At 71.1% G+C, this 25,858-nt stretch carries 21 protein-coding genes and 1 riboswitch; of the genes, 12 read left to right on the top strand and 9 right to left on the bottom strand.

What is annotated here, in order from left to right; translation table 11 throughout:
• The first annotated feature begins 27 nt into the window (after positions 1-27).
• From ACWC21_RS12355 to ACWC21_RS12365, 3 genes are all read left to right on the top strand, one after another.
• Complete coding sequence (locus tag ACWC21_RS12355) at positions 28-882, top strand: SDR family oxidoreductase (RefSeq protein WP_450880801.1); 855 nt, start codon at positions 28-30, stop codon at positions 880-882.
• 136 nt (positions 883-1,018) lie between these two features.
• Entirely contained in the window at positions 1,019-2,050 is a 1,032-nt protein-coding gene (gene rarD, locus ACWC21_RS12360) for an EamA family transporter RarD (RefSeq protein WP_450880802.1), read from the top strand.
• A 29-nt stretch (positions 2,051-2,079) separates the two neighbouring features.
• Entirely contained in the window at positions 2,080-2,556 is a 477-nt protein-coding gene (locus ACWC21_RS12365) for a VOC family protein (protein ID WP_450880803.1), read from the top strand.
• A gap of 67 nt (positions 2,557-2,623) precedes the next feature.
• On the opposite strand, the gene ACWC21_RS12370 is transcribed toward ACWC21_RS12365, so the two are convergent.
• From ACWC21_RS12370 to ACWC21_RS12390, 5 genes are all read right to left on the bottom strand, one after another.
• A complete protein-coding gene (locus tag ACWC21_RS12370; protein ID WP_450880805.1) occupies positions 2,624-3,634 on the bottom strand; it encodes a hypothetical protein in 1,011 nt (336 codons plus the stop codon).
• A gap of 198 nt (positions 3,635-3,832) precedes the next feature.
• Positions 3,833-4,708 carry an ABC transporter permease gene (locus tag ACWC21_RS12375; protein WP_450880807.1) on the bottom strand — a complete coding sequence of 292 codons (876 nt, stop codon included), beginning with the start codon at positions 4,706-4,708 and terminating at the stop codon, positions 3,833-3,835.
• Entirely contained in the window at positions 4,695-5,669 is a 975-nt protein-coding gene (locus ACWC21_RS12380; protein WP_450880809.1) for an ABC transporter ATP-binding protein, read from the bottom strand. The genes ACWC21_RS12375 and ACWC21_RS12380 overlap by 14 nt, the downstream gene beginning before the upstream one ends.
• Positions 5,670-5,734: 65 nt before the next feature.
• A complete protein-coding gene (locus ACWC21_RS12385; RefSeq protein ID WP_450880811.1) occupies positions 5,735-6,976 on the bottom strand; it encodes a LolA family protein in 1,242 nt (413 codons plus the stop codon).
• A gap of 240 nt (positions 6,977-7,216) precedes the next feature.
• Complete coding sequence (locus ACWC21_RS12390; RefSeq protein ID WP_450880813.1) at positions 7,217-8,227, bottom strand: polyprenyl synthetase family protein; 1,011 nt, start codon at positions 8,225-8,227, stop codon at positions 7,217-7,219.
• A gap of 527 nt (positions 8,228-8,754) precedes the next feature.
• Positions 8,755-8,940: riboswitch (cyclic di-AMP (ydaO/yuaA leader) on the top strand.
• Positions 8,941-8,943: 3 nt separating this feature from the next.
• Here ACWC21_RS12390 and ACWC21_RS12395 point away from each other — a divergent pair.
• Positions 8,944-9,423, top strand: a complete 480-nt coding sequence (locus ACWC21_RS12395) for a transglycosylase SLT domain-containing protein (RefSeq protein ID WP_450880815.1) — start codon at positions 8,944-8,946, stop codon at positions 9,421-9,423.
• A 17-nt stretch (positions 9,424-9,440) separates the two neighbouring features.
• Here the strand turns inward: ACWC21_RS12395 and ACWC21_RS12400 are convergent, their stop codons facing one another.
• Positions 9,441-10,262: an HAD family hydrolase gene (locus ACWC21_RS12400; RefSeq protein ID WP_450880817.1), complete on the bottom strand. Its 822-nt coding sequence runs from the start codon at positions 10,260-10,262 to the stop codon at positions 9,441-9,443.
• A 505-nt stretch (positions 10,263-10,767) separates the two neighbouring features.
• Between ACWC21_RS12400 and fahA the strand changes: the two genes are divergently transcribed.
• The 8 genes from fahA (at position 10,768) to ACWC21_RS12440 (ending at position 20,504) form a co-directional block, all read left to right on the top strand.
• Positions 10,768-11,982: a fumarylacetoacetase gene (fahA, locus tag ACWC21_RS12405; RefSeq protein ID WP_450880819.1), complete on the top strand. Its 1,215-nt coding sequence runs from the start codon at positions 10,768-10,770 to the stop codon at positions 11,980-11,982.
• Positions 11,983-12,482: 500 nt separating this feature from the next.
• On the top strand, positions 12,483-13,421 hold the full coding sequence (locus ACWC21_RS12410) for a M56 family metallopeptidase (protein WP_450880821.1): 939 nt from the start codon (positions 12,483-12,485) through the stop codon (positions 13,419-13,421).
• Positions 13,422-13,576: 155 nt separating this feature from the next.
• Entirely contained in the window at positions 13,577-14,368 is a 792-nt protein-coding gene (locus tag ACWC21_RS12415) for a GntR family transcriptional regulator (protein WP_450880823.1), read from the top strand.
• A gap of 41 nt (positions 14,369-14,409) precedes the next feature.
• Entirely contained in the window at positions 14,410-14,637 is a 228-nt protein-coding gene (locus ACWC21_RS12420) for a 4Fe-4S dicluster domain-containing protein (protein ID WP_031166915.1), read from the top strand.
• A 15-nt stretch (positions 14,638-14,652) separates the two neighbouring features.
• A complete protein-coding gene (locus ACWC21_RS12425) occupies positions 14,653-16,008 on the top strand; it encodes an ABC transporter substrate-binding protein (RefSeq protein WP_450880825.1) in 1,356 nt (451 codons plus the stop codon).
• Positions 16,005-16,931 (top strand): ABC transporter permease, encoded by a 927-nt coding sequence (locus tag ACWC21_RS12430; RefSeq protein WP_450880827.1) that lies wholly within the window; start codon positions 16,005-16,007, stop codon positions 16,929-16,931. The genes ACWC21_RS12425 and ACWC21_RS12430 overlap by 4 nt, the downstream gene beginning before the upstream one ends.
• Positions 16,915-17,712 (top strand): ABC transporter ATP-binding protein, encoded by a 798-nt coding sequence (locus ACWC21_RS12435; RefSeq protein ID WP_450880829.1) that lies wholly within the window; start codon positions 16,915-16,917, stop codon positions 17,710-17,712. The genes ACWC21_RS12430 and ACWC21_RS12435 overlap by 17 nt, the downstream gene beginning before the upstream one ends.
• Before the next feature lie 11 nt (positions 17,713-17,723).
• Positions 17,724-20,504 carry a fumarate reductase/succinate dehydrogenase flavoprotein subunit gene (locus ACWC21_RS12440; protein WP_450880831.1) on the top strand — a complete coding sequence of 927 codons (2,781 nt, stop codon included), beginning with the start codon at positions 17,724-17,726 and terminating at the stop codon, positions 20,502-20,504.
• Positions 20,505-20,516: 12 nt separating this feature from the next.
• Here ACWC21_RS12440 and recQ read toward each other — a convergent pair whose 3' ends face one another.
• The 3 genes from recQ to ACWC21_RS12455 all read right to left on the bottom strand — a co-directional run bounded on the left by recQ (position 20,517) and on the right by ACWC21_RS12455 (position 25,854).
• Complete coding sequence (recQ, locus tag ACWC21_RS12445) at positions 20,517-22,493, bottom strand: DNA helicase RecQ (RefSeq protein ID WP_450881074.1); 1,977 nt, start codon at positions 22,491-22,493, stop codon at positions 20,517-20,519.
• A 143-nt stretch (positions 22,494-22,636) separates the two neighbouring features.
• A complete protein-coding gene (gene nuoN / locus ACWC21_RS12450; protein ID WP_450880833.1) occupies positions 22,637-24,286 on the bottom strand; it encodes an NADH-quinone oxidoreductase subunit NuoN in 1,650 nt (549 codons plus the stop codon).
• The gene (locus ACWC21_RS12455; protein ID WP_450880835.1) at positions 24,283-25,854 is read right to left on the bottom strand and encodes an NADH-quinone oxidoreductase subunit M; all 1,572 of its coding nucleotides are present in this window, start codon (positions 25,852-25,854) and stop codon (positions 24,283-24,285) included. Before ACWC21_RS12455 ends, nuoN begins: the two co-directional genes overlap by 4 nt.
• Positions 25,855-25,858 lie beyond the last annotated feature (4 nt).

A 25,858-nucleotide genomic window follows, 5' to 3' on the forward strand; every position in this document is an offset into this window, starting at 1 on the left:
CGCACCCCACAAGGAGTTCGCTGAATCATGAGCATCGTCGTCACCGGAGCCACCGGACACCTGGGCCGCCACGTCGTGGAGCAGCTGCTGGAGAAGGTCCCGGCCGAGCAGATCACCGCGGTGGTCCGCACCCCCGAGAAGGCCGCCGACTTCGCCGAGCGGGGCGTGCGCATCGCGGTCGCCGACTACAACGCCCCGGAGACCTTCGACGGCGTCTTCGCCTCCGGCGACAAGGTGCTGCTCGTCTCCGGCAACGAGTTCGACAAGGGCCGCGTACAGCAGCACCAGGTCGTCATCGACGCCGCGAAGGCGGCCGGTGTCGCCCTCCTCGCCTACACCAGCGCACCGGGCAGCCTGACCGCCGCGCTCGCCGACGACCACCGCGGCACCGAGAAGGCACTGCTGGCCTCCGGCCTGCCGTACGCACTGCTGCGCAACGGCTGGTACCACGAGAACTACACCGAGAACCTTGCCCCGGTGCTGGAGCACGGCGCGGTCGTCGCGGCCGCCGGTGACGGCCGGGTCTCCTCCGCCTCCCGCGCCGACTACGCCGCCGCCGCGGTCGCGGTGCTGACCGGCGAGGGGCACGAGAACAAGACGTACGAGCTGGGCGGCGACGTGGCATGGAGCTTCGCCGAGTACGCGGCCGAGCTGAGCCGGCAGACCGGCAAGGAGATCGTCTACAACCCCGTCTCCGTCGAGGCCTTCGAGGGCATCCTGACGGGCGCCGGCCTGCCGGCCCCGTTCGCCGCGATCCTGGCGGGCGTGGACGCGTCCATCGAGAAGGGCGAGCTGGTCGTCTCCAGCGGCGACCTCTCCCGGCTGACCGGCCGTCCGACCACTCCGCTGGCCGAGGCGGTCAGCGCCGCACTCAAGGGCTGAAGTCCCCCGCCCGGCCCTTTGGGCCTCCCACCCCCGCCTGTCATGACCGTATGGCGATACGGGCATGACAGGCGGGGGTGTCCGGCGTTACCTTCGAGCGGGCGGACAGGACGCACGGAGTGAGCAGGAGGAGCCCATGGCGCGGGAGTCGAGGGTTGAGCAGCGGACAGGCCTGCTGAACGGCTTCGCGGCGTACGGGATGTGGGGCCTCGTCCCCCTGTTCTGGCCCCTGCTGAAGCCGGCCGGCGCGGCGGAGATCCTCGCCCACCGGATGGTGTGGTCCCTCGCCTTCGTCGCGGCGGCACTGCTGGCCGTACGGCGCTGGGCATGGGCCGGTGAGCTGCTGCGGCAGCCGCGGCGGCTGGCGCTGGTCACGGTCGCGGCCGCAGTGATCACCGTCAACTGGGGCGTGTACATCTGGGCCGTGAACAGCGGGCACGTGGTCGAGGCCTCGCTGGGGTACTTCATCAACCCGCTGGTCACCATAGCGATGGGCGTGCTGCTCCTGAAGGAGCGGCTGCGGCCCGCGCAGTGGCTCGCGGTCGGCGTCGGCTTCGCGGCCGTGGTCGTCCTCACCGTCGGATACGGGCGGCCGCCGTGGATCTCCTTGTGCCTCGCCTTCTCCTTCGCCACCTACGGACTGGTGAAGAAGAAGGTCAACCTCGGCGGTGTCGAGTCGCTGGCCGCGGAGACCGCGATCCAGTTCCTGCCGGCGCTCGCCTACCTGCTGTGGCTGACCGCGCGGGGCGAGTCGACGTTCAGCACCGGCAGCACGGGGCACGCCGCGCTGCTCGCCTCGACCGGCGTCGTCACCGCGCTGCCGCTGGTCTGCTTCGGGGCGGCCGCGATCCGGGTGCCGCTGTCCACGCTGGGCCTGCTGCAGTACCTGGCGCCCGTCTTCCAGTTCCTGCTGGGCATCCTCTACTTCCACGAGGCCATGCCGCCCGAGCGCTGGGCCGGCTTCGCGCTCGTCTGGCTGGCTCTGACCCTGCTCACCTGGGACGCGCTGCGCACCGCGCACCGGACGGCCCGGGAACTGGCGGCCCGCACCCCGACCGCCGCGCCGGCGGACATGGTCGCCCCGACCGAGCCCGTCACCCCCACCGGCACAGTGGTGCGGCAACCGGAGGGTGTGGCGTCCGCATCAGAAGCGGAACCGGCCTCCTGAACGGTCCCGTTCGGCTATAGGTGGACGGTATGACACAGACGCCTGCCACCACACCGGCACCGCTGCACTTCAAGCTCGTCGTGGACGCCCACGACCCGCACGCACAGGCCGACTTCTGGGCCGCCGCGCTGCACTACGAGATCGAGGACAACAGCGCCTTCGTCGAACGGCTGCTGGAGCTCGGCGCGCTGCCGGGCGAGGCCACCGTGGAGCACCACGGCCGCCCGGCGTTCCGGGACCTGATCGCCGTACGGCATCCGGACGACCCGTACGACAAGGAACGCGGCACCGGGCTCGGGCGGCGGCTGCTGTTCCAGCGGGTGCCGGAGCCGAAGACCGGCAAGAACCGGCTGCACCTGGATCTGCACCCGGTTGAGGGGCGGCGCGAGGCCGAGGTCGAGCGGCTCCAGACGCTGGGGGCCCGGCTGCTGCGGCGGGTGCAGGAGCCCGCCGGTCAGTGGGTGCTGATGGCGGACCCCGAGGGGAACGAGTTCTGCGTGCAGTAGCCGGTCTGCCGGGTGCGGTACCTGGTCTTCGGTATGCGGTATCCCGTCAACTGGGTGCAGTAGCTGGTCAGACGCCCGACGCCGCCTTGGCGGCGCGGTCCCTCAGGCGGACCATGCGGGACCGGGCGGACTCCAGGCGTTCCAGGTCGTCGGCCGCCGGGCCCGGCTCCGCCGCGAGGCCGGTCCACAGGTCGATCAGGTCACGCCCGAGGCGCAGGCCGTGCTCGGGGTCGCGGACCGCGCGCCAGGCGGTGGCGGCGCTCTGGACATTGCCGTACGCGGCCTCGGTGTTGCGGGCCCGGTGGTGGAGGCGGGCGAGATCCAGGGAGAGATGGAAAGCACGGAGCGGGTCGCCGGCCAGGTAGGCGATGTAGGCGGTCAGTTCGCGCAGACGGAGCACCTCGGGGTGGCCGCCGCCCAGTACGTCCGACGCCTGGACGACGGTGCGCTCGGCGAGTTCGGCGGCCGTCGCGATCCGGCCGTCCTTCACGGCCTCGTTGATCCGCGTCATGGGCTCGGTGAGCAGTTCGGCGCCCTCCGCGGTTGCGGTCACCGGTCCGTCGCCGAGGACCGCTTCGGCGACCGCGTCGAAGCCTCGGGCGGGCGTGTGATGCCGGGTGTCGGGCTCCCGGTCCCGCGCCGGGAGCGGCACGGGTGTGTCGTCGTGGGCCGGCCGTGGGGCGGTGGGCCTCGGGGCCTGCGGGGCGGTGGGCTGCGGCGGGGCGGTGGTCCGGGGCGGCTGCGGGGCCGTGGGCCGCGGCGGCTGCGCGGGAGTGGCCCGTCCGCGTAGTTCCGGCTCACCCGTGAAGCGGCTCGCGCCGTCCACGTCGACCTCGAGCGGGACGACGCAGCCGACGCGCTCGTCGTGGACCGTGGCCTGCACGGACCGGCCGAGGCTGATGGCGAGGCGCTGCAGGTGGTTCAGGACGGCCTGCTGGATCTCCTGGCCGGAGGCCGCGACGACGGCCACGCCGCCGACGGAGGCGCTGCCCGAGCCCGAGACGCGCACATCGAGCGGGGCTGCCGGGTGGAGGTCGCTCCACTGGTCCCGCTTCTTCTCGAAGCTGAGTCGAGCCATCGGTTTCCTCACTCCCCCGGCATCACGATCCGGTCGTACGCGTCCCTGCCCCCGAGTGTCCCCGCTACACCCCCGTCCCCGCGTCACCACGACGTCACAGCCTCGCACCAGCCGGTCGGCACTCGGCATTCGATACCCGGACGGGCTAGGCGCCGCTCGCCTGCTTCCCGTACCAGGCCCGCTGATTACCGCCGCCCGCTACGCGGTGATGTCCTTCGCGGTGAACCTCGCCCAGGCCGCCGACCCGAACACCGCCGCGTACAGGACCTGAAGACCGAGGTTCTTCACCAGGTCGTCCCAGTACACCGGATCGCGCATCAGGTCGGCGAAGGACAGCCAGTAGTGGGAGAAGAAGTAGGGCTGGAGGGCGTGCAGTTGGGGTATCTGGTCGAGGATCTGGACGGTGATGAGCAGGCCGACCGTGGTCGCCATCGCCGCGATGCCGCTGCCCGTCAGCGTGGAGACGAACAGGCCGAGCGCCGCGATACCGACCAGTGACGCGGCGACGGCCAGGGCGATCAGCAGGGCACGTCCGAGACCGTCGGCGAAGCCGATCCGCGTGCCCGAGATGGTCGTCAGGTCGCCGAGCGGGAACAGCAGGGCGCCCACCAGGAGGGCGGAGGCGGCGACCACGAAGGTGGCGGCCAGGCAGAAGACCATGACCGTCGTGTACTTGGTGAGCAGCAGCCGGGTACGGCCGGCCGGGGCGACCAGCAGGTAGCGCAGCGTCCCGGTGCCCGCCTCGCCCGCGATCGCGTCGCCCGCCACCACACCGACGGCCATGGGCAGGAAGAACGGGAGCGTCGCCGCCAGGGCCGTGAACACCAGGAACAGCCCGTTGTTGGTGATCTGCGCGATGAACGCCGGGCCCCCGCCGCCCCGGCCGCCTGCCGACGAGCCGCCCCGCGTCTCGATCTTCACGGCGACCCCGACCAGGACCGGCACCGCGGCCAGCACACCCAGCAGTGCCAGGGTGCGCCAGCGACGGAAGGTGACGGCCAGTTCGTTGCGCAGCAGCCCGAAGGTCCACAGCGGCGTGGGACGGCGTACGGCCACTGCCTCAGCCGGCGACATCGAAGCCCTCCCCCGTCAGCGCCACGAACGCGTCCTCCAGCGAGGCCCGCTCCACTCCGAAGCCGCGCACCCGTACCCCGGCCGTCACCAGCGCCGCGTTCAGCTCGGCAAGGTCACGGTCGGGCGGTTCACCGCTGACCCGGTCGTCGGCCACGACCACGTCCCCGACCCCCTGCTCCTTCAGCACCCGGGCGGCTTCGCCCGGATCCGGCGTGGTGACCACCAGCCGCCCTCGTGTACCGGCCGCCAGCTCTGCCACCGGTCCCTGGGTGATCAGCCGGCCGCGGGACATCACCGCCGCGTGGGTGCAGACCTGCTCGATCTCGTCGAGGAGGTGGGAGGAGAGGAACACGGTGGTGCCGTCCGAGGCCAGTTCCCGGACCAGGGCGCGGATCTCCCGCATGCCCTGCGGGTCGAGCCCGTTGGTCGGCTCGTCCAGGACCAGCAGCCTGCGCGGCTGGAGCAGTGCGGCGGCCAGCCCCAGGCGCTGTTTCATGCCCAGGGAGTAGGCCTTCGCCTTCTTGCCGGCGGCGGCCGTCAGCCCCACCCGGTCCAGCGCCGCCGCGACGCGGGCGCGCCGGGTGCGTGGGTCGGCTGTCGGGTCGGCGGCGTCGTACCGCAGCAGATTGTCCCGGCCGGTGAGGAAGCCGTACAGGGCCGGTCCCTCGATGAGCGCACCGACCTGCGGGAGTACGGTGCGCGTGGCCCTGGGCATGGGGTGCCCCAGGACGCGCGCGGTGCCGGCGGTCGGTTCGATGAGCCCCATCAGCATGCGGATGGTGGTGGTCTTGCCGGAGCCGTTCGGACCGAGGAAGCCGAAGACGCTGCCCGCCGGGACGGTCAGGTCCAGACCGTCGACGGCGAGTTGTCCGCCGCGGTAGCGCTTGGTGAGCGCACGGGTGCGGATGACGCTGTCATCCGCGTCCCGCGCGTCCGGCTCCGTGGCGGACGGTTCGTCCATCGGCTTCCCCGATTCGTCGTGCGTGCGGTCGGGCGCGGGTACCTGCGTCTCTGCCCGGCCGGTGCCTACCGGGCCGTGTCGGCCGCCTTCACCAGCGCGTTCTTGGTCACGGCGCCGACGTAGACCTTCCCGTCGTCGGTGATCAGGGCGTTGACCAGGCGGGTGGAGAACACCGTGCCCTTGCCGAACTTACCGGTGACGTGGTCGCCGATCGAGCCGAGGAAGCCGCCCAGGTCGCCGCCGCCGGTACCGGAGGGCAGGCCGCCCCCACTGCCGCTGTCGAAGGTGGCGATCGAGTTCCAGCCCTGGCCGACGACCTTGAAGCCGTCGGCCCCCTTGGCGAGGTCCCCCGGCGGCTTGGGGGAGCTCTTCCCGGGCTTCGGGAAGCTCTTGCCGGACGCCTTGGCGGCGTCGTCCTCCTGGGTGACCTTCGCCCCCTTGGGCGGGACGAAGTCGAAGGTCGAGGCAGCCGGCTTGGCGAAGCTGACCTGGGTGAAGCCCGCGTCCACCACGGCGGCACCGCCGCCGGCCGGGGTGAGGGTGAACTTCAGCGGCAGACCCGTCTTCGCATCCACGGCGATGCTGATCGCACCGACCGTGGTGCCGGACTGCTTCGGCTTGACGAGCAGCTTGTAGGCGTCCCGGCCCGCGACCTGGACGGTGCCGTCGACGGTCACGGAAGTGGTGCCGTCGACGGACTTCAGGGCCTCGTCGGCGAAGTCCTTCGGCGTGGCGGGCGTCTTCTCCCGCTGCTCCTTGCCGTGCTGATCGGCGGTGCCGTGGTACACCTCGTTGGACTTGCTGTCGTAGCCCCAGACGTCCTTGCCGTCGTGGATGAGGCTGTACTCGGCGGCGCGCTCGATCAGCGACACCTTCTGGCGGTCCGGTCCGTCGGCAGCCACGCGCAGGGTGTGGCTGCCCGTCAGCAGCTCGGTGAACTTGGACTCCGGGTCCGCCGACGATCCGCCGCCGCCCTGGCCGGTCCCGGACAGCAGGCCGCTCTCCAGGCCGCCGAGGTCCGGCAGACCGAGGTCGGTGCTGACCCGCACCGTGCCGGAGAGCTGCTGCACGTCCGACTTGGCGATCTTGTCTATGAGCTGCTGCGCGGTGATCTTCGGCAGATCGGGGTCACCCGAGTCGGCGAGCGCCGGGACCAGCCCGATGGTCGCCGCCGCCACCCCCACCACCGCGACCGGTACGACATAGCGGGCCGCCTTGCGGCGTCCGGCGGCCGCGGTGTCGTCGGCCGTGGTGTCGTCGGCCGTGGTGTCGTCGGCCGTGGTGTCGTCGGATTCGTACGGTGCCATGTGTGCCTTACCTCCGTCGTCGGCGGCGGCCGTCCTCGCACATTTGGTCCCACCCTGAGCCGCCATTCTCACCCGAATCGGTGAGGAGTGGTGATTTCCGTGGTTTCCATCTGACCAAATCGGCGGTGAGGATGCGTCACCCCCGGGAGGCAACTCGACGTACGCCTGCGGTATGACACGGGGAGGCGGGATATCCACCCGACCCGTAGGGGTCGGGGGCACAGATAGCGGGGCGCCCCGTCAACCGGCCCGGTGCACCACCGCGTCGCACAGTTCCATCAGCGCCGCCTTCGCGTCGCACTCGCGCAGTGGGGCCAGCGCGGCACGCGCGTCCTCGGCGTAACGCACGGTGTCCCGGCGGGCCTGCTCCAGTGCCGGGTGGGCGCGCAGGCCGGCGAGGGCCTCGGCATGCCGGGCGTCGTCGGTCAGGTCGGAGTCGAGCAGACGGCACAGGGCGATGTCCTCGGCCAGGCCGAGCCTCGCCGCCCGCTCCCTCAGGCGCAGCACCGGCAGGGTCGGGATGCCCTCGCGCAGGTCGGTGCCCGGGGTCTTGCCCGATTCGTGGGAGTCGGACGCGATGTCCAGGACGTCGTCCGCGAGCTGGAAGGCGACGCCGAGCCGCTCGCCGTACTGGGTGAGGACGTCCACCACGGTCTCGTCGGCCCCGGACATCATCGCGCCGAAGCGGCAGGAGACCGCCACCAGCGAGCCGGTCTTCCCGCTGAGCACGTCCAGGTAGTGCTCGACCGGGTCCCGGCCGTCCTGCGGTCCCGCGGTCTCCAGGATCTGTCCGGTGACCAGCCGCTCGAACGCCAGGGCCTGCACCCGTACGGCCTCGGGGCCGAGGTCGGCGAGGATCTGCGAGGCGCGGGCGAAGAGGAAGTCGCCGGTGAGGACGGCGACGGAGTTGCCCCAGCGGGTGTTCGCGCTGGCCACGCCGCGGCGCACCGCGGCCTCGTCCATGACGTCGTCGTGGTACAGCGTCGCGAGGTGGGTGAGCTCGACGACGACGGCCGAGGGCACGATCCCGGGCGCGTACGGGTCCCCGAACTGTGCCGCGAGCATCACGAGCAGCGGCCTGAAACGCTTCCCGCCCGCGCGCACGAGGTGCTGCGCGGCCTCGGTGATGAACGGGACCTCACTCTTGGTGGCTTCGAGCAGGCCCTCCTCGACAGCCGCCATTCCGGCCTGGACATCGGCTTCCAGAGCCTGGTCCCGCACGCTCAGCCCGAATGGCCCGACGACGGTCACGAGGGGTCTCCTGTCTGCTGGTGTCTGCTGGCGATTACGCGGTTTGTCGATAGGTCGCTGCCCTCACTCGAGTCAGCGTATCCGGTCAGCTTTCGATCACCGAGGGCGCCCACCGTTACAGGACGGGCGCTATCAGATCACGACCGTTATGTTTTCGATCGGTCGATAAGGACGGATATTTATCCGCTTACCCAGAAGTACGACCAGAGTGCCTCGACTCCGGCGATCGACTCCGAGCGCCACGCCCGCAGCACCTACCCGACACCGCGCCCTTCATGCCCTTTTTGCCGCGATTGCCATTTCGTGAATTGGGTCACGCCACCCCCGGGGGGAGTCCGCCACCCCGGATCGCGTCTCCCCGTTCACGGTGGGCCAGTTGAGGCTTGGCAAACGCAAAGGATCAAGCCCCCAATACGCCACGGAACAAGGTCAACTAGGACTTTATGTGAATCCGACGCTTGTTCCGGACATGTGCTCTCGCATACGTTCCCGGCCGTCGGGCGGACGCCGAATCCTGCCGCCGCCCGTCACACCCATCGACGAACTCATTCGCGTACGGCAGGAGCGGGGGGCCCAGGTAAGCCGCCGGTCCGGGCGACACCCGTCGTTCCGGGACGGCTCGGGGTGAAGTCGCGCCGTCTTCGGACGGCACGGCCGGGCACCTCCCAGCCCGAACCCGACAGCTCACCTCGCAGGCGACGGAGAGGAACTTCGCCATGCCTGCTGCCGCTCAGCACCGCCCTGCCCGCTTCACCCGCTTCGCCCGCAAGCTCGCCGTCGCCGGCACCGGTGCCGCCGTGCTCGCCCTCCCGCTGGTCGGCGCGACCGGCGCTTCGGCCGCCACGCCCACGACCGCGCCCAGCACGGTCACGTACCCGAACAACCTGGACGGCTGGATCCGCGATTCGCTCGCTGTCATGGCGCGGCACGGCATCCCGGGCACCTACAACGGCATCTACCGCAACGTGATGCGCGAGTCCTCGGGCAACCCGCGGGCGATCAACCTCTGGGACTCCAACGCCGCCGCCGGCACCCCGTCCAAGGGCCTGCTGCAGGTCATCGCCCCGACGTTCAACGCGTACCACGTGTCCGGAACCTCCTGGGACGTCTACGACCCGATCGCGAACATCACGGCCGCCTGCAACTACGCCGCCCACCGCTACGGCTCGATCGACAACGTGTACGGCGCGTACTGACCGGCTGGCCGGTTCCCTCAGGGGAAGAGTCTTTCGAGGACGACGGCGATGCCGTCGTCCTCGTTCGACAGGGTGATCTCGTCCGCCACCGCCCTCAGTTCCGGGTGGGCGTTGGCCATGGCCACCCCGTGCGCGGCCCAGTCGAACATCGGGATGTCGTTGGGCATGTCCCCGAAGGCGACCGCCTTTTCGGCGCTCAGCCCGAGGTGGTCGGCGGCCAGCGCCAGCCCGGTCGCCTTGGTCACGCCGCACGGCTGCAACTCGACCGTTCCCGGTCCCGACATGGTGACCGTCGCCAGCGAGCCCACGGCCGCGCGGGCCGTGGCAGCCAACTCGTCGTCCGTCAGCGTGTGGTGGCGCAGCAGGACCTTGCTGATCGGCTCGCACCACAGGTCGTCGCGCCGCCGGACCCGTACGGCGGGCAGCGTCGGGTGGGGCATCAGATAGCCGGGTTCGATGAGCGTGAGCCCGTCGACTCCGTCCTGGTCGACGGCCGCGTACACCTCCCCCACCTCTGCCTCGATCTTGCCGAGCGCGGTCTCGGCCAGCTCCCGGTCCAGGGTGACCGACCACACCAGGCGGCCGGCACCGGCGTCGTACACCTGCGCCCCCTGCGCGCACACAGCGAGTCCCCCGCCACCGAGGTCGTCGAGCAGCGGCCGCACCCGCGGCGCCGGGCGCCCGGTCACCACGAGGTGGCGGGCGCCCGCCTCCCCGGCCCGCGCGAGGGCGGCCAGGGAACGGTCGGAGAGGGTGTCGTCGCCACGCAGGAGCGTTCCGTCGAGATCGGTCGCGACGAGGGTGAAGGCGGGGAGCGGATATCCGGGGGGTGCGGCCATGACCAGAGAATACGGACACCGTGCCCCGGCAACTCACCGCCGTTTCCAGCCTCAGCCTTGCGCCGCCGCCAGGTACTTCGCCGGGCTTTGTGAGTCACCTCGGTGCCGCGAACGAAGCGCACGCCGGGACCGGCAGGACGCCGCGGCCGGGGGGCCGGTGAAACCAGAAGGCCGATCGAGAAGGGGCCGGAGGCCGGGGCCCGAGGCCGGGGCCCGAGGCCGGGACCCGAGGCCGGGACCCGAGGCCGGGACCCGAGGCCGGGGCCCGAGGCCGGGGCCCGAGGCCGGGGCCCGAGGCCGGGGCCCGAGGCCGGGACCGGAGGCCGGGGCCGTGTGGTGGCAATTGGCCGCTCCCCCTGTAACCGTCAGACATTGCAAACTCTTCAGACAAATGCGCCACCCTGCCTGACACCCTGCCAGGACTCGAGACTCACCCGTAACGTGTGGCCCGACCACATGCAACGGCCTGCAGTGACGGCACTGGATGAGAGCGAGGCAGCACTCCATGCCCCCCTTCGACGTCCCCGAAGGCGACCCCTTCGGCCCGCACAACCTCCCGTACGGCGTGTTCTCCCCGGCCGGCTCGGACGAGCGGCGCGTCGGCGTCCGGCTCGGCGACCATGTGCTCGACGCGGGCGCGGCGGCGCGGGCACTCGGCTCGCCCTACGCCTCCCTGCTCGCGCACCCCACCCTCAACCCGCTGCTCGCCGCCGGGCGCACGGCGTGGTCGGACGTGCGACGGGCCCTGACCGCCTGGGTGACGGTACCCGCGCACCGGAAGGATATCGAACGACTGTTCCATCCCTTGTCCGCGGTGACCCTCCACCTGCCCTTCGAGGTCGCCGACTACGTCGACTTCTACTCCTCCGAACACCACGCCCTGAACGCGGGGCACATCTTCCGCCCGGACGCCGAGGAACCCCTGACCCCCAACTGGAAGCACCTCCCGATCGGTTACCACGGCCGCTCTGGCACGGTCGTGGTGTCGGGCACCGACGTCGTACGGCCGCACGGCCAGCGCAAGGCTCCCGGGGACCCGGCCCCCGTGTTCGGGCCGTCGACCCGCCTGGACATCGAGGCCGAGGTCGGCTTCGTCGTGGGCGTGCCCTCGACGTGGGGCGAAGCGGTTCCGCTCGGCGACTTCCGCGAGCACGTCTTCGGACTGACCCTGCTGAACGACTGGTCGGCGCGGGACATCCAGGCCTGGGAGTACGTGCCCCTCGGACCGTTCCTCGGCAAATCCTTCGCCACGTCGGTGTCGGCGTGGATCACCCCGCTGGAAGCCCTGGAAGACGCACGGGTGGCGCCGCCCGCGCGGACCCACCCGGTGCTCCCTTACCTGGACGACTCCGGCGAGGGGCCCGGCGGTTACGACCTGCGGATCTCCGTCGCGATCAACGGTCATACGGTGTCCGAGCCGCCCTTCTCCACCATGTACTGGACGGCCGCCCAGCAGTTGGCGCACATGACCGTGAACGGAGCCTCCCTGCGCACCGGTGACCTGTACGGTTCGGGGACCGTGAGCGGGCCCGGGGAGCGGCAGCGCGGCTCGCTGCTGGAGCTGACCTGGAACGGGCGGGACCCGCTCGAACTCCCGGACGGCAAGCGAACCTACCTGGAGGACGGCGACCTGGTGACGCTGTCGGCGTGGGCCCCCGGGGCGGGCGGGGCCCGGGTGGGGCTGGGCGAGGTCAGCGGCCGGGTTGTGGCAAGCAGTTGACACGAGTTCCCCGGAGTCCGTATCTCGCGGCCCGGGGACTGGTGCTCTCCTCCTCTTTGCTGGGCGCGGCCTCGGCCGCCTCGGGCGCACCCGTGACCATGACGTGCGACGCCTTCGTGGGCGCCACGGCGAACGACATGCTCCGACCGCCGGCGGTTGTGGCCCTGGTGACCGTGCCCTGCCCTGGGCACGGTCTGCTCACCCGGGCAGGCCGCCGGCACCGGCAGGGCGTCCCGATCCGGCCGAACTCGCCGATCCGGCACGTAGGTTGACGGCGGAGGCCCGAGCTCTCGGCGCGGCGGGCCACGAGGTGCGGGGGCTCTCAGGGGGATGTTGCGGGAATAGCGGGCGGGGGGGCGAGATCGGCCTGTGTTTGCCGCCGACGACTGACTCCGGGCCCCGTCGGCGTCATACTGGCGTAACAGCGTGCACCATCTGAACCGCCACCCGGACCAGCCCTCCGTCCGCCCTGTCTCCGACCAGGAACCGGAGCCCCCGGCATGACCGTCTGCCTGCTCCTGCTCAGCGTCGTCGCCCTGACGGCCGCCGTGCCGGTGCCGCGCGCGCTGACCCGGGCCGCGTGGCCCGAACGGGATCCCGTGGTCGCGTTGTGGGTCTGGCAGTGCCTCGTCGCCACCGTGCTGCTGTGCTGTCTGACCGCGCTCGTGCTCGGTGCCGCCGCCGTCTTCCACACAGTCCGCGACCGCGTCTTCGCGCCCGCGCCGCCCGCAGTGACCGCCGCGTACGACCTGTCCGCGGCCCCGGTCTGGGCCGTCTCGCTCACCGTGCTGCTCGCCTGCGGGGCCGCGTGGACCACCGCGATGCTCGGCCGCGAGCTCTTCGAGGCCCGTCGGCGTCGCGGCGTGACCCGGGCCCATCTGCGCGAACGCGCGCCGGAGCTGCCCGCCGGGCTGCCTGCCGCGCGGGGCCCCATGCTGGTGCTCGAGGACGAGTACCCCGACGCCTGGTGGATGCCGGGGCACCCGCCCCAGCTGGTCGTCACCACCGGCGCCCTGCAGCGGCTCACCGACCACCAGCTGGACGCCGTCCTCACCCACGAGCGCGGCCACGCGCGCGCCCACCACGACTGGCTGCTGCACCTGTCCACCGCGCTCGCCACCGGTTTCCCGCGTGTCCCGCTGTTCGCCCACTTCTGCGACCAGACCCACCGCCTGGTCGAGCTGGCCGCCGACGACGCCGCCTCCCGCCGCTGCGGCCACCTCACCACCGCCCTGGCCCTGATCGAGCTGAACCAGCACCGGGGTGTGCTCTCCTGCTCCTCCAGCCGCCGGCTCCTGGGCGAACGCGTCGACCGCCTCCTGGAACCCCCGCCGCGGCTGCTGCGCAGGCAGCGCGCGCTGACCACCACGGTGGCGGCACTGGTGCCGCTACTGCCGCTGCTGATCACCTTCGCTCCTGGCCTGTCGGCACTGTCCTGACGCCGCCTGGCGGGCCTGCCGATCACGCCGCAAGTGGCGCATCTCTTTCCAGCCGCAGGCAAAATCCCAGCTCAGCACCACAACCGGTCGCTGCGTCAGATGGCGCAACACTCCAGCAACACGACTTTCCCTACCGGCTCGGTATGGTTCACGACATGCCACCCGCCGACCGCATCCGAGACCTCGCCGGTCAAGGCGCCGCCACCACGGTCGCCGCCCACCGGACGCGTCGCCGGCTGCGTGCGGACCAGGCCAGGCAGCTCGCCGATCTCCTCCGCCATCAGATCCTCAGCGGCGCCCACCCCGACGGCACACTCCCCCACGAATCCGCCCTCGCCGCCGACTACCGCGCCTCCCGCAACACCGTCCGCCAGGCCCTCGACCTGCTCCGCGCCGAGGGACTCGTGGACCGCCTGCCCGGCGTGGGCACCGTGGTCGTCGCCCGGAAGTACCCCCACGGGCTCGACCGTCTGATGGGCCTCGCGGAAACCCTCCGCGAACACGGCCGCGTCACCAACGAGGTCCGCACCATGGGCCCCGCTCCCGCGCCCGCCCCGGTGGCCGAACGCCTCCGGATCCCCGCCGGCGCCGACGTCCTCTACATCGAACGTCTGCGCCGTCTGGGCGGCCTGCCCCTTTCCCTCGACCTCACCTACATCCCACTGGACATCGGCACCGACCTGCTCGGTGCCGACCTGGAGAACACCGACGTGTTCCGCCTTCTCGAGGCCACCACCGGCCGGCGCCTCGGCCACGCCGAGATCACGCTGGAGGCGGTGAACGCGGACGCGCACTCCGCCACCGTCCTCGAGGCCCCGCGCGGCGCGGCCGTGCTGATGCTGGAACGGCTCACCCACCTCGCCGACGGCCGCCCGGTCGACCTGGAGTTCATCCGCTTCCGCGGCGACCGCATCACCATGAGCGGCCTGCTGCACCGCTGCCTCTGACACCCCTCTTCCCCTAGAGCTCGACCTTCCTGGAGACAGCCATGCCCTTGGCGCCCCAGCGGGCCGACGTGCCCGTGACCATCGACGAGTCGAAGTGCATCGACGGCTGCACCCTCTGCGTGGACATGTGCCCGCTGGACTCCCTCGCCATCGACGAGACCAACGGCAAGGCGTACATGCACGTCGACGAGTGCTGGTACTGCGGCCCGTGCGCGGCCCGCTGCCCCACCGGAGCCGTCACGGTCAACATGCCCTACCTGCTCCGGTGAAAGGCCCGAACTCTCATGAAGCGCACGGCAACACGCACGGCGATCGCCCTGTCCGCGGCATCCCTGCTGCTCCCGCTCTCCGCCTGCGGCGGCACAGCGGAGGCCGGTGACGGCTCCACGGTCACCATCACCGTCGGCTACCAGTCCAAGACCATCAACACGGTCACCGCGGGCACGCTCCTGCGTTCCCTCGGCTACTTCGAGAAGCAGCTCAACGCCCTCCACGACGGCCACACCTACAAGGTCGACTGGCAGGACTACGCCACGGGCGCCCCCATCACCGCCCAGATGACCGCCGGGAAGATCGACATCGGCTCGATGGGCGACTTCCCGCTGCTGCTCAACGCCGCCCGCGGCAAGCAGCTCGGCCGCCCCACCCACCTGGTGTCCGTCACCGGCTACAACCTCCGCGGCGGCCTGAACACCATCGTCACCGCCCCGGACTCGAAACTCACTTCCCTGAAGGACCTCAAGGGCAAGAAGGTCTCCACCAGCATCGGCTCCGCCGCCGACGGCACCCTGGTACGGGCCCTGCAGCGAGCCGGGATCGACCCGAACAAGGGCATATCCAAACTCAACCAGCAGCCCGCGGTCGGCGCCTCGGCCCTCTCGGCGGGCAGCATCGACGCGTTGTCACAGTTCGTGGCCTGGCCCGGCCTGCTCGCCTACCAGGGCAAAGCGAAGGCCCTGTACGACGGCGCCCAGCTGAACCTTCCCACCTTCCACGGCGTCACCGCCCGCGATGACTTCGCCAAGCAGCGGCCCGCCGTCCTGCAGGCCTTCCTCAAAGCCCAGGCCCAGGCGACCGGCTACCTCGACACCCATCCCGTCCTCGCCGCCGAGAAGGTCGCCAAGGCCACCGGCCTGCCCGCAGAGGTCGTCTACCTCTACAACGGCGCCCACGGCATCTCCACCTTCGACCCCGCCGTCAAGCCGCAGCTCGTCTCCGCGCTCAAGCAGGACGTGTCGGTCCTGAAAGCCGCCAAGCTGACCGGTGACATCGACGTCGACTCCTTCGTGGACGACCAGTACGTGAAGAAGGCCCTCGGCTCCTCCTACACCAAGGAGCTCGCCGCGGCCCCCGCACCGTCCGCGAGCGAGGTGTGGACGAAGGGGGCCGAGAAGACAACGAGCTTCAAGTCCCCGAAGGCGCTGCTCGCCTATGTGGCCGGGCACAGGGACGGCATCCGCGCCGCGTACGTTCCCGACGCCACCACCGGCACCCTGTGGTTCGCCGACAAGGCGGTGTGGGTGGCCGACGGCGACCAACTGCTCCCGTTCGTCACCCCAGCGACCGCCGAGGCATACGTCGCCGCGCACCAGGGCGCCCGCACCGTCTCGTACGCCGACGCTCTCGGGCGGGCGTCGTGACCGCCCGGCGCCCGCTCGCCCGGTATGCGCTGCGGGTGGCGTCCCTGGCCGCCGCGCTCGGCCTCTGGCAGCTGCTGACCACCATGAAAGTCGATCTGTGGCTGCGCTTCTCGCAGTTCCCCACGGTCACCGACGTCGCCCATGCCTTCGCCGACCGGCTCTCCGGAAGCGACTACTGGACCGACCTGACCGACAGCCTCACCCGGATTGTCACCGGCTTCGCGCTCGCGGCCGTCCTGGGCGTGGCGACGGGCGTGCTCGTGGCCCGCTCGCACCTCGCCGAGGACCTGCTCGGACCGGTCCTGGAGGTGATCCGGCCGATCCCGGCGATCGCTCTCGTCCCGGTCGCGATCCTCCTCTTCCCCTCCAACGAACAGGGCATCGTCTTCATCACCTGCACCGCCGCCTTCTTCCCCGTGCTGGTCTCCACCCGGCACGCGGTCCGGGCACTCACCCCGGTCTGGGAGGAGGCGGTACGCACCATGGGCGGCAGCCGGTGGCGGATCCTCGGCTCCGTGGTCCTGCCGGGGGCGCTGCCCGGCATCTTCGGAGGCCTGTCGGTGGGCATCGGCGTCTCGTGGATCTGCGTGATCTCCGCCGAGATGATCTCCGGCCAGTACGGCGTCGGTTACCGCACCTGGCAGGACTACACGATCGTCAACTACCCGGGTGTGTTCGTCGGCATGGTCACCATCGGCGTACTCGGCTGGGTGACCTCGACTCTCGTCGAACTTCTCGGCCGTCGGCTGACCCGCTGGCTGCCGCGCACCTCGTACGTCTCCGGCGGCCGATCCCGCACTCCGGCTCCCCCAGTCACTGTCCCGGCCGTGCCAGCCGACGGCAAGCCCGAGAACCAGCCCGAGGCCCAGCACGAGGGCCATGACGAGTCCGAGCAGGAGGCGCGCGATGAGCACCTCGTCTGACACGGTCGAGACCTCCGCCGCACCGGCGGCGACAGCACCGCAGCCCGTACGCGGCACCCGGCTCACCCTGCGCGCCGCCGTCCTCGGCCGGTCGGACGGCCCCGTCCTGCACGACGTCCGCCTGGACGTCGCCCCCGGCGAGATCCTCACGGTCGTCGGCCCCTCCGGCTGCGGCAAGTCGACGCTGCTGCGCACGCTGGCCGGGCTGCTGTCCCCGCTGGCCGGGTCGGTGGAGCAGGACGGCAGCCCGCTGGCCGGGCCTTGCGCCGACCGCGCGCTGGTCTTCCAGGAGGACGCCCTGCTGCCTTGGCGCACCTTGCGCGCCAACGTCGAACTTCCGCTGGCCATCAGGAGAGTTCCGCGCTCCGAGCGTCGTTCCCAGGCCGAGTCCTGGCTCTCCCGTGTCGGACTCACGTCACAGGCACGGCAGTTGCCGCACCGCGTCTCCGGCGGGCAGCGCCAGCGGGCGCAGCTGGCCCGTGCGCTGGCCGGCAGCCCCCGGGCGGTCCTCATGGACGAGCCCTTCGGCGCGCTCGACGCCCAGACCCGCTCCGGGATGCAGGACCTGCTGGTGGAGGTGTTGCGCGGCACGGGCGCGACGGTCGTCTTCGTCACCCACGACGTCGACGAGGCGCTGTTCCTCGGCGACCGGGTCGTCCTCCTCGGCGCCGGCCGCGTGGCCGCCGTACGCGAGGTACCGCGCCCTCGCGATCGTGGCGCCCTCGACGACCCGGCCCGCACGGCCCTGCGCCGCACCGTCCTCTCCTCGCTCGGCACCTGAAAGGCACCCTGGTGACCATCTCCGCGAACGCCCCCGCGCAGGCTCCCCTGGCGATCCCCGCCGTCACCGACGCCGAGGAGCTGACCTGCGACGTCCTGGTCATCGGCGGCGGAACCGCCGGCACGATGGCCGCCTTGACCGCCGCCGAGCGAGGTGCGAACGTCCTGCTCCTGGAGAAGGCCCACGTCCGCCACTCCGGCGCGCTGGCCATGGGCATGGACGGCGTCAACAACGCGGTCATCCCGGGCCGTGCCGAGCCCGACGACTACGTCGCGGAGATCACCCGCGCCAACGACGGCATCGTCGACCAGTCCACCGTCCGCCAGACGGCCACCCGCGGCTTCGCGATGGTCCAGCGCCTGGAGTCGTACGGGGTCAAGTTCGAGAAGGACGAGCATGGCGCGTACGCGGTCCGCCAGGTGCATCGCTCCGGTTCGTACGTACTGCCGATGCCGGAAGGCAAGGATGTCAAGAAGGTCCTGTACCGGCAGTTGCGGCGTCGTGAGATGCGGGAGCGGATACGCATTGAGAACCGGGTGATGCCGGTGCGCGTGCTGACGGCGCCGGACGACGGGCGGGCCGTGGGCGCCGTCGGCTTCCACACCCGCACCGGCGCGTTCGTCACCGTCCGCGCGGGCGCGGTGATCCTCGCCACCGGCGCCTGCGGCCGCCTCGGCCTGCCCGCCTCCGGCTACCTCTATGGCACCTACGAAAATCCCACCAACGCCGGTGACGGGTACGCCATGGCCTACCACGCGGGCGCCGAGCTCACCGGTATCGAGTGCTTCCAGATCAACCCGCTGATCAAGGACTACAACGGGCCGGCCTGCGCCTACGTCGCCAACCCCTTCGGTGGTTACCAGGTCAACCGGCACGGCGAGCGCTTCGTCGACTCCGACTACTGGTCCGGGCAGATGATGGCCGAGTTCTCCGCCGAGGTCGCCAGCGACCGCGGCCCGGTCTACCTGAAGCTGAGCCACCTCCCCGAGGAGTCGGTCTCCGCTCTGGAGTCCATCCTGCACTCCACCGAGCGGCCCACCCGCGGCACCTTCCACGCCGGGCGCGGCCACGACTACCGCACCCACGACGTCGAGATGCACATCTCCGAGATCGGCCTGTGCGGCGGTCACTCCGCCTCCGGCGTGCGGGTCGACGCCCACGCCCGTACCACCGTCCCGCGCCTGTACGCCGCCGGTGACCTGGCATGCGTCCCGCACAACTACATGATCGGGGCTTTCGTCTTCGGCGATCTGGCCGGGGCGGACGCCTCCCGGTACCGGGCGTACGAAGGGGAGCTTCCGCAGGACCAACTGAGGGAGGCGCACGAGCTGATCTACCGCCCGCTGCGCAACCCGGACGGCCCGCCGCAAACCCAGGTCGAGTACAAGCTGCGCCGCTTCGTGAACGACTACGTGACCCCGCCGAAGTCCGGGGCCCGGCTGTCGCTGGCCCTGGAGGCCTTCGAGCGGATGCACGTGGACATCGCGGACATGGGCGCCCGCACCCCGCACGAGCTGATGCGGTGCGCGGAGGTCACCTTCATCCGCGACTGCGCGGAGATGGCCGCTCGCGCCTCCCTCGCCCGCACGGAGTCCCGCTGGGGTCTCTACCACGACCGTCTCGACCATCCCCGGCGTGACGACGCGTCCTGGTTCCATCATCTCGATCTGCACAAGTCCCCCTCTGGTGGGATGGAGTTCACGGCACGTCCCGTGGCTCCCTATCTGGTTCCGGTCGATGAATTCACCCCGGTAGGCGGCCCGTCCCGGTACCTGGGCGAGGTCCAGGCCGAGGACATGGCCACGGCAGGGCCCCGGGACGTGGCGCCGGTGGCGACAGGCCCGGACTCCGCACGCGTCGCCGAAGCCGCGGACCGCGACTCGGGACGGACCGCCTCACCCCGGCTGCTTCAGCTGCTGGAACTGGCCGAGGAGGAGCCCGAACTGACCGCGATCGAGCCGTACTTGACCGACCCCGACCCTTCCGTGCGGCGTACGGCGGTGTCGGTCCTCACCGAGACCGTGCCGCCCGGCACCGGGCAGGCACTCGCCAGTGCCCTGAACGACCCCGACACCGGCGTACGGGCGGCCGCCGCGGCCTCTCTGCGCGAGCTGGTCGAGACCCTTCCGGCCGAGCCCGCTCTCGGTGCCGCCCTCACCAGGGCACTCGCCGGCGACGACCCCGTTGTCCGCGCCGCCGCCCTGGACGTGCTCCGCGCCCTGCGCCTGGGGAACGCCGACCTGTTCGCCGGGGCACTGGACGACGCCGACATCGCCGTCCGTATCGAGGCCGTACGTGCACTTGTCTCGGTGGACGCGGTCGAACCGCTGGCCGGTGCGGCGGACGACCCCTCCCGGGAAGTGCGCGTCACCGTCGCCAAGGCGCTGTCCGCAGTCAACTCGGCAGCGCCGGCCACTAGCGCTCTGGGGCTGCTCACCGGCACCTTGGACGGCCTCATCGTGGACGCCGATCCGCTGGTGCGCGGTGCCGCGCTGGGGGCTCTGGCCAGGGTCGGCTGCCCGGCACCGCTCGCCGCGCGTGCCGTGGCGGCCCTGTCCGACCCGGCGTGGCAGGTACGCGCCGGTGCCGCCACGGCCCTGTCCGCCGCGTCCGCCGACACGGCCGTGCCCGCTCTGGCCAAGGCGCTCGCCGACCCGAATGCCGATGTGCGCAAGGCGGCGGTGCTCGCCCTGACCCGGCACAACGCCACAGCGGAGGCCCGGATGGCCCTCGCCACGGTCACGGCGGACGCGGACGCGGACGTCAGGGCGTACGCGGCGCGGGGGGTGTGACGCGCTCCGGCCCTATATCCAGTCGGGATCCGGCTCCGGCTCCTCGTCCGGCTCCGGCCAGTCCTCGTCCGCGGTGGCCGGGGCCGGACGGTCCGCGGTCGGGGCGTCCAGGGAGGACAGGACCTCGAGGACAGCCTCGCCGTACGTCGCCAGCTTCTTCTCCCCGACACCCCCGACGGTGCCCAGTTGCGCCACCGAAGTCGGCCATGCCGTGACGATCTCCCGGAGTGTGGCGTCGTGAAAGACGACGTAAGCGGGAACGCCCTGTTCACGTGCCTGCTCGGCACGCCAGGCGCGCAGTGCCTCGAAGGCGGGGAGCAGTTCCTCCGGCAGCTCGGCCGCGACCGTCTTCGCCTTGCGCTCGCCCCGGCCGGAGGGCCCGGCGGACGAGGTCCGTGAGGCCACCGGCTTCTTCGGCTCCTTGCGCAGCGGCACCTCCCGCTCCCGGCGCAGTACGGCTCCGCTCGCCTCGGTGAGCACCAGCGTGCCGTACTCCCCCTCGACCGCGAGCAGTCCCTGGGCCAGCAACTGCCGGATGACTCCCCGCCACTCGCCCTCGCCGAGGTCCTCGCCGATGCCGAAGACGGACAGCTGGTCGTGGTCGAACTGGATCACCTTGCCGGTGCGCTTGCCGAGCAGGATGTCCACGATCTGCACGGCACCGAACTTCTGCCCGCGCTCCCGCTGCAGCCGCACCACCGTCGACAGCACCTTCTGCGCGGCGACCGTGCCGTCCCAGGTCTCCGGCGGTGCGAGGCAGGTGTCGCAGTTGCCGCAGCCGGCCGGGTCCGGGTCCTGGCCGAAGTAGGCGAGCAGCTGGCCGCGACGGCACTGGGCCGTCTCGCACAGGGCGAGCATCGAGTCCAGGTGGGCGGCGGCCCGGCGGCGGAACGCCTCGTCGCCCTCACCGGACTGGATCAGCTTGCGCTGCTGTATGACGTCGTTCAGGCCGTACGCCATCCAGGCCGTCGACGGCAGGCCGTCCCGTCCCGCGCGGCCGGTCTCCTGGTAGTAGCCCTCGATCGACTTGGGCAGGTCGAGGTGGGCGACGAACCGCACGTCCGGCTTGTCGATGCCCATGCCGAAGGCGATGGTCGCCACCACGACCAGGCCGTCCTCGCGCAGGAACCGGGACTGGTGGGCAGCGCGCGTGCCCGCGTCCAGGCCGGCGTGGTAGGGCACCGCGTCGATGCCGTTGCGGGTGAGGAACTCGGCGGTCTTCTCCACCGAGTTGCGTGAGAGGCAGTACACGATGCCCGCGTCGCCGGCGTGTTCCTCCCGCAGGAAGGCGAGGAGCTGCTTCTTGGGGTCGGCCTTGGGCACGATGCGGTACTGGATGTTGGGCCGGTCGAAGCTCGCCACGAAATGGCGGGCCGTCGGCATGTTCAGCCGCTGGGTGATCTCCTGGTGGGTGGCGTGGGTGGCCGTCGCCGTGAGCGCGATCCGCGGCACGTCCGGCCAGCGCTCGCCGAGCAGGGAGAGGGCCAGGTAGTCGGGCCGGAAGTCGTGGCCCCACTGGGAGACGCAGTGCGCCTCGTCGATGGCGAAGACCGAGATCTTGCCCCGGGAGAGCAGGTCGAGGGTGGACTCCAGGCGCAGCCGCTCGGGCGCCAGGTAGAGCAGGTCCAGCTCGCCGGACAGAAACTGCGCCTCGACCACGCGTCGCTCGTCGAAGTTCTGCGTGGAGTTGATGAACCCGGCGTTCACCCCGAGCGCGCGCAGGGCGTCGACCTGGTCCTGCATGAGCGCGATGAGCGGCGAGACGACGATGCCGGTACCCGGTCTGACCAGGGACGGGATCTGGTAGCACAGCGACTTGCCGCCGCCGGTCGGCATGAGGACGACGGCGTCGCCGCCCGCCACCACATGCTCGATGACCGCTTGCTGTTCGCCGCGGAAGGCCTCGTATCCGAAGACCCGGTGCAGCGTGGCCAGCGTCTCGCTGTCCGTCGTCCCTGGCATCTCGCCGATCCCGCCTGTCCCGCCCATCGTCGTGTCCCCCGTACGTCGTCCGACGACCACTGCGTCCACGATAGGGCTCCGCGGTGACAGCGCCGGAGTTATCCACAGGCCGGGCATGCGAAGGGCCCCGGTGCCTCCGGGAGGGAAGCACCGGGGCCCTTCGCATACGGTCAGCGCACGAACACCCCGGCCTGGCTCGCCAGGTCCAGGAAGTACTGCGGTGCCACGCCGAGCACCAGCGTCACCGCCACGCCCACGCCGATCGCCGCCATGGTCAGCGGGGACGGCACGGCGACGGTGGGGCCCTCGGGCCGGGGCTCGCTGAAGAACATGAGCACGATCACGCGGATGTAGAAGAACGCCGCGATCGCCGAGGAGATCACGCCGATCACGACCAGCGGGACCGCGCCGCCCTCCGCCGCCGCCTTGAAGACGGCGAACTTCCCGGCGAATCCGGAGGTCAGCGGGATACCGGCGAAGGCCAGCAGGAACACCGCGAACACAGCCGCCACCAGCGGCGACCGGCGGCCCAGACCCGCCCACTTGGACAGGTGCGTCGCCTCACCGCCGGCGTCGCGCACCAGGGTCACCACGGCGAACGCGCCGATCGTCACGAAGGAGTACGCGGCCAGGTAGAAGAGGACGGACGACACACCGTCCTTCGAGGTCGCGATGACACCCGCGAGGATGAATCCGGCGTGCGCGATGGACGAGTAGGCCAGCAGCCGTTTGATGTCGGTCTGGGTGATCGCGACGATCGCACCGCCCAGCATCGTGATGATCGCGACGGCCCACATGACCGGCCGCCAGTCCCAGCGCATGCCGGGCAGTACTACGTACAGCAGTCGCAGCAGCGCGCCGAATGCCGCCACCTTGGTGGCAGCCGCCATGAAGCCGGTCACCGGGGTCGGTGCGCCCTGGTAGACGTCGGGCGTCCACATGTGGAAGGGGATGGCGCCGACCTTGAACAGCAGGCCCATCACCACCATCGCGGCGCCGATCAGCAGGAGCGCGTCGTTGCCCATCGTGCCCGCCAGCGCCGGGTCGACGTTGGTGACCGTGCCGTCGACGACGTGCGCGATCGTCGCGTACGACACCGAGCCGGCGTAGCCGTACAGCAGCGCGATGCCGAACAGGGTGAACGCCGACGCGAACGCGCCGAGCAGGAAGTACTTGACCGCGGCCTCCTGCGACATCAGCCGCTTGCGGCGGGCCAGCGCGCAGAGCAGGTACAGCGGGAGTGAGAAGACCTCCAGGGCCACGAACAGCGTCAGCAGGTCGTTGGCGGAGGGGAACACCAGCATCCCGGCGACCGCGAACAGCAGGAGCGGGAAGACCTCGGTGGTGGTGAACCCGGCCTTCACCGCGGCCTTCTCGCTGTCGCTGCCCGGCACGGACGCCGCCTGTGCGGCGAAGGAGTCCACCCGGTTGCCGTGTGCCGCCGGATCGAGCCGCCGTTCCGCGAAGGTGAACAGGCCGACCAGACCGGCCAGCAGGATCGTGCCCTGCAGGAACAGCGACGGCCCGTCGACCGCGATGGCGCCCATCGCCGCGATGTGCGCCTTCGTGGTGCCGTAGCCGTCGGCCGCGAGGCCGATCACCGCAGCGAAGGCGGCGGCCAGCGCAACGGCAGAGACGAACACCTGTGCGTAGTAGCGGGACTTGCGGGGGACGAACGCCTCGACCAGCACCCCGACGATCGCCGCACCGACGACGATCAGGGTCGGCGACAGCTGTCCGTATTCGATCTTCGGCGCGTCGATCTTCGAGATCGGTTCGGCCGCTGTTGTCCACAGGCTGTGGACGGCTACTGCGCTCACTTGGCCGCCTCCACCTCGGGCTTGGGATCCTGCTTGTGTACGTCGGACATGGTCTGTTTGACCGCGGGGTTGACGATGTCCGTAACGGGCTTCGGATAGACACCCAGGAAGATCAGCAGCACGATCAGCGGGGCCACGACCACCAGCTCACGCGCGCGGAGGTCGGGCATCGCGGAAACCTCCGGCTTCACCGGGCCCGTCATCGTCCGCTGGTACAGGACGAGGGTGTAGAGCGCGGCGAGCACGATGCCGAAGGTGGCGATGATCCCGATCACCGGGTGGCGCGTGAACGTGCCGACCAGCACCAGGAACTCACTGACGAACGGCGCGAGCCCGGGCAGCGAGAGGGTGGCCAGACCACCGATCAGGAACGTGCCGGCGAGCACCGGGGCGACCTTCTGCACACCCCCGTAGTCCGCGATGAGCCGCGAGCCGCGCCGGGAGATCAGGAAGCCCGCGACCAGCATCAGCGCGGCCGTGGAGATGCCGTGGTTGACCATGTACAGCGTCGCGCCGGACTGGCCCTGGCTGGTCATCGCGAAGATGCCCATGACGATGAAGCCGAAGTGGGAGATCGACGCGTAGGCCACCAGCCGTTTGATGTCCCGCTGGCCGACCGCGAGCAGCGCACCGTAGACGATGCTGATCAACGCCAGTACGAGGATGACGGGCGTCGCCCACTTGCTCGCCTCCGGGAACAGCTGGAGGCAGAAGCGGAGCATCGCGAAGGTGCCCACCTTGTCGACGACCGCCGTGATGAGCACGGCGACCGGGGCGGTGGCCTCACCCATGGCGTTGGGCAGCCAGGTGTGCAGCGGCCACAGGGGCGCCTTCACCGCGAAGGCGAAGAAGAAGCCCAGGAACAGCCAGCGTTCGGTGCTCGTCGCCATGTGCAGCGAGCCGTTGGTACGTGCCTGGGCGATCTCCGTGAGCGAGAAGCTCCCGGCGACCACGTACAGACCGATCACCGCGGCCAGCATGATGAGACCGCCGACCAGGTTGTAGAGCAGGAACTTCACCGCCGCGTACGAGCGCTGCGTCGACGCCGCCTCTTCGCCGTGCTCGTGGGCGTGGTCCCCGAAGCCGCCGATGAGGAAGTACATCGGGATCAGCATGGCTTCGAAGAAGATGTAGAAGACGAAGACGTCCGTGGCCTCGAAGGAGATGATCACCATCGCCTCGACGGCCAGGATCAGCGCGAAGAAGCCCTGAGTGGGCCGCCAGCGTCGGCTTCCGGTCTCCAGCGGGTCGGCGTCGTGCCAGCCCGCGAGGACGATGAACGGCATCAGCAGGGCGGTCAGGGCGACGAGCGCCACCGCGATGCCGTCGACACCCAGCTCGTACCTGACCCCGAAGTCCTTGATCCAGGCATGGGACTCGGTGAGCTGGTAGCGGGCGCCGTCCGGGTCGAAGCGGACCAGGACGACGATCGCGAGGGCGAGCGTGGCGAGCGAGAACAGCAGCGCGAGCCACTTGGCGGCGGTGCGCCGTGCGGCCGGTACGGCGGCCGTGGCGACCGCTCCGACGGCCGGGAGCGCCGCCGTCGCTGTCAGCAGGGGAAAGGACATCGGT

It is taken from the genome of Streptomyces sp. NPDC001348 (genome assembly GCF_053597535.1).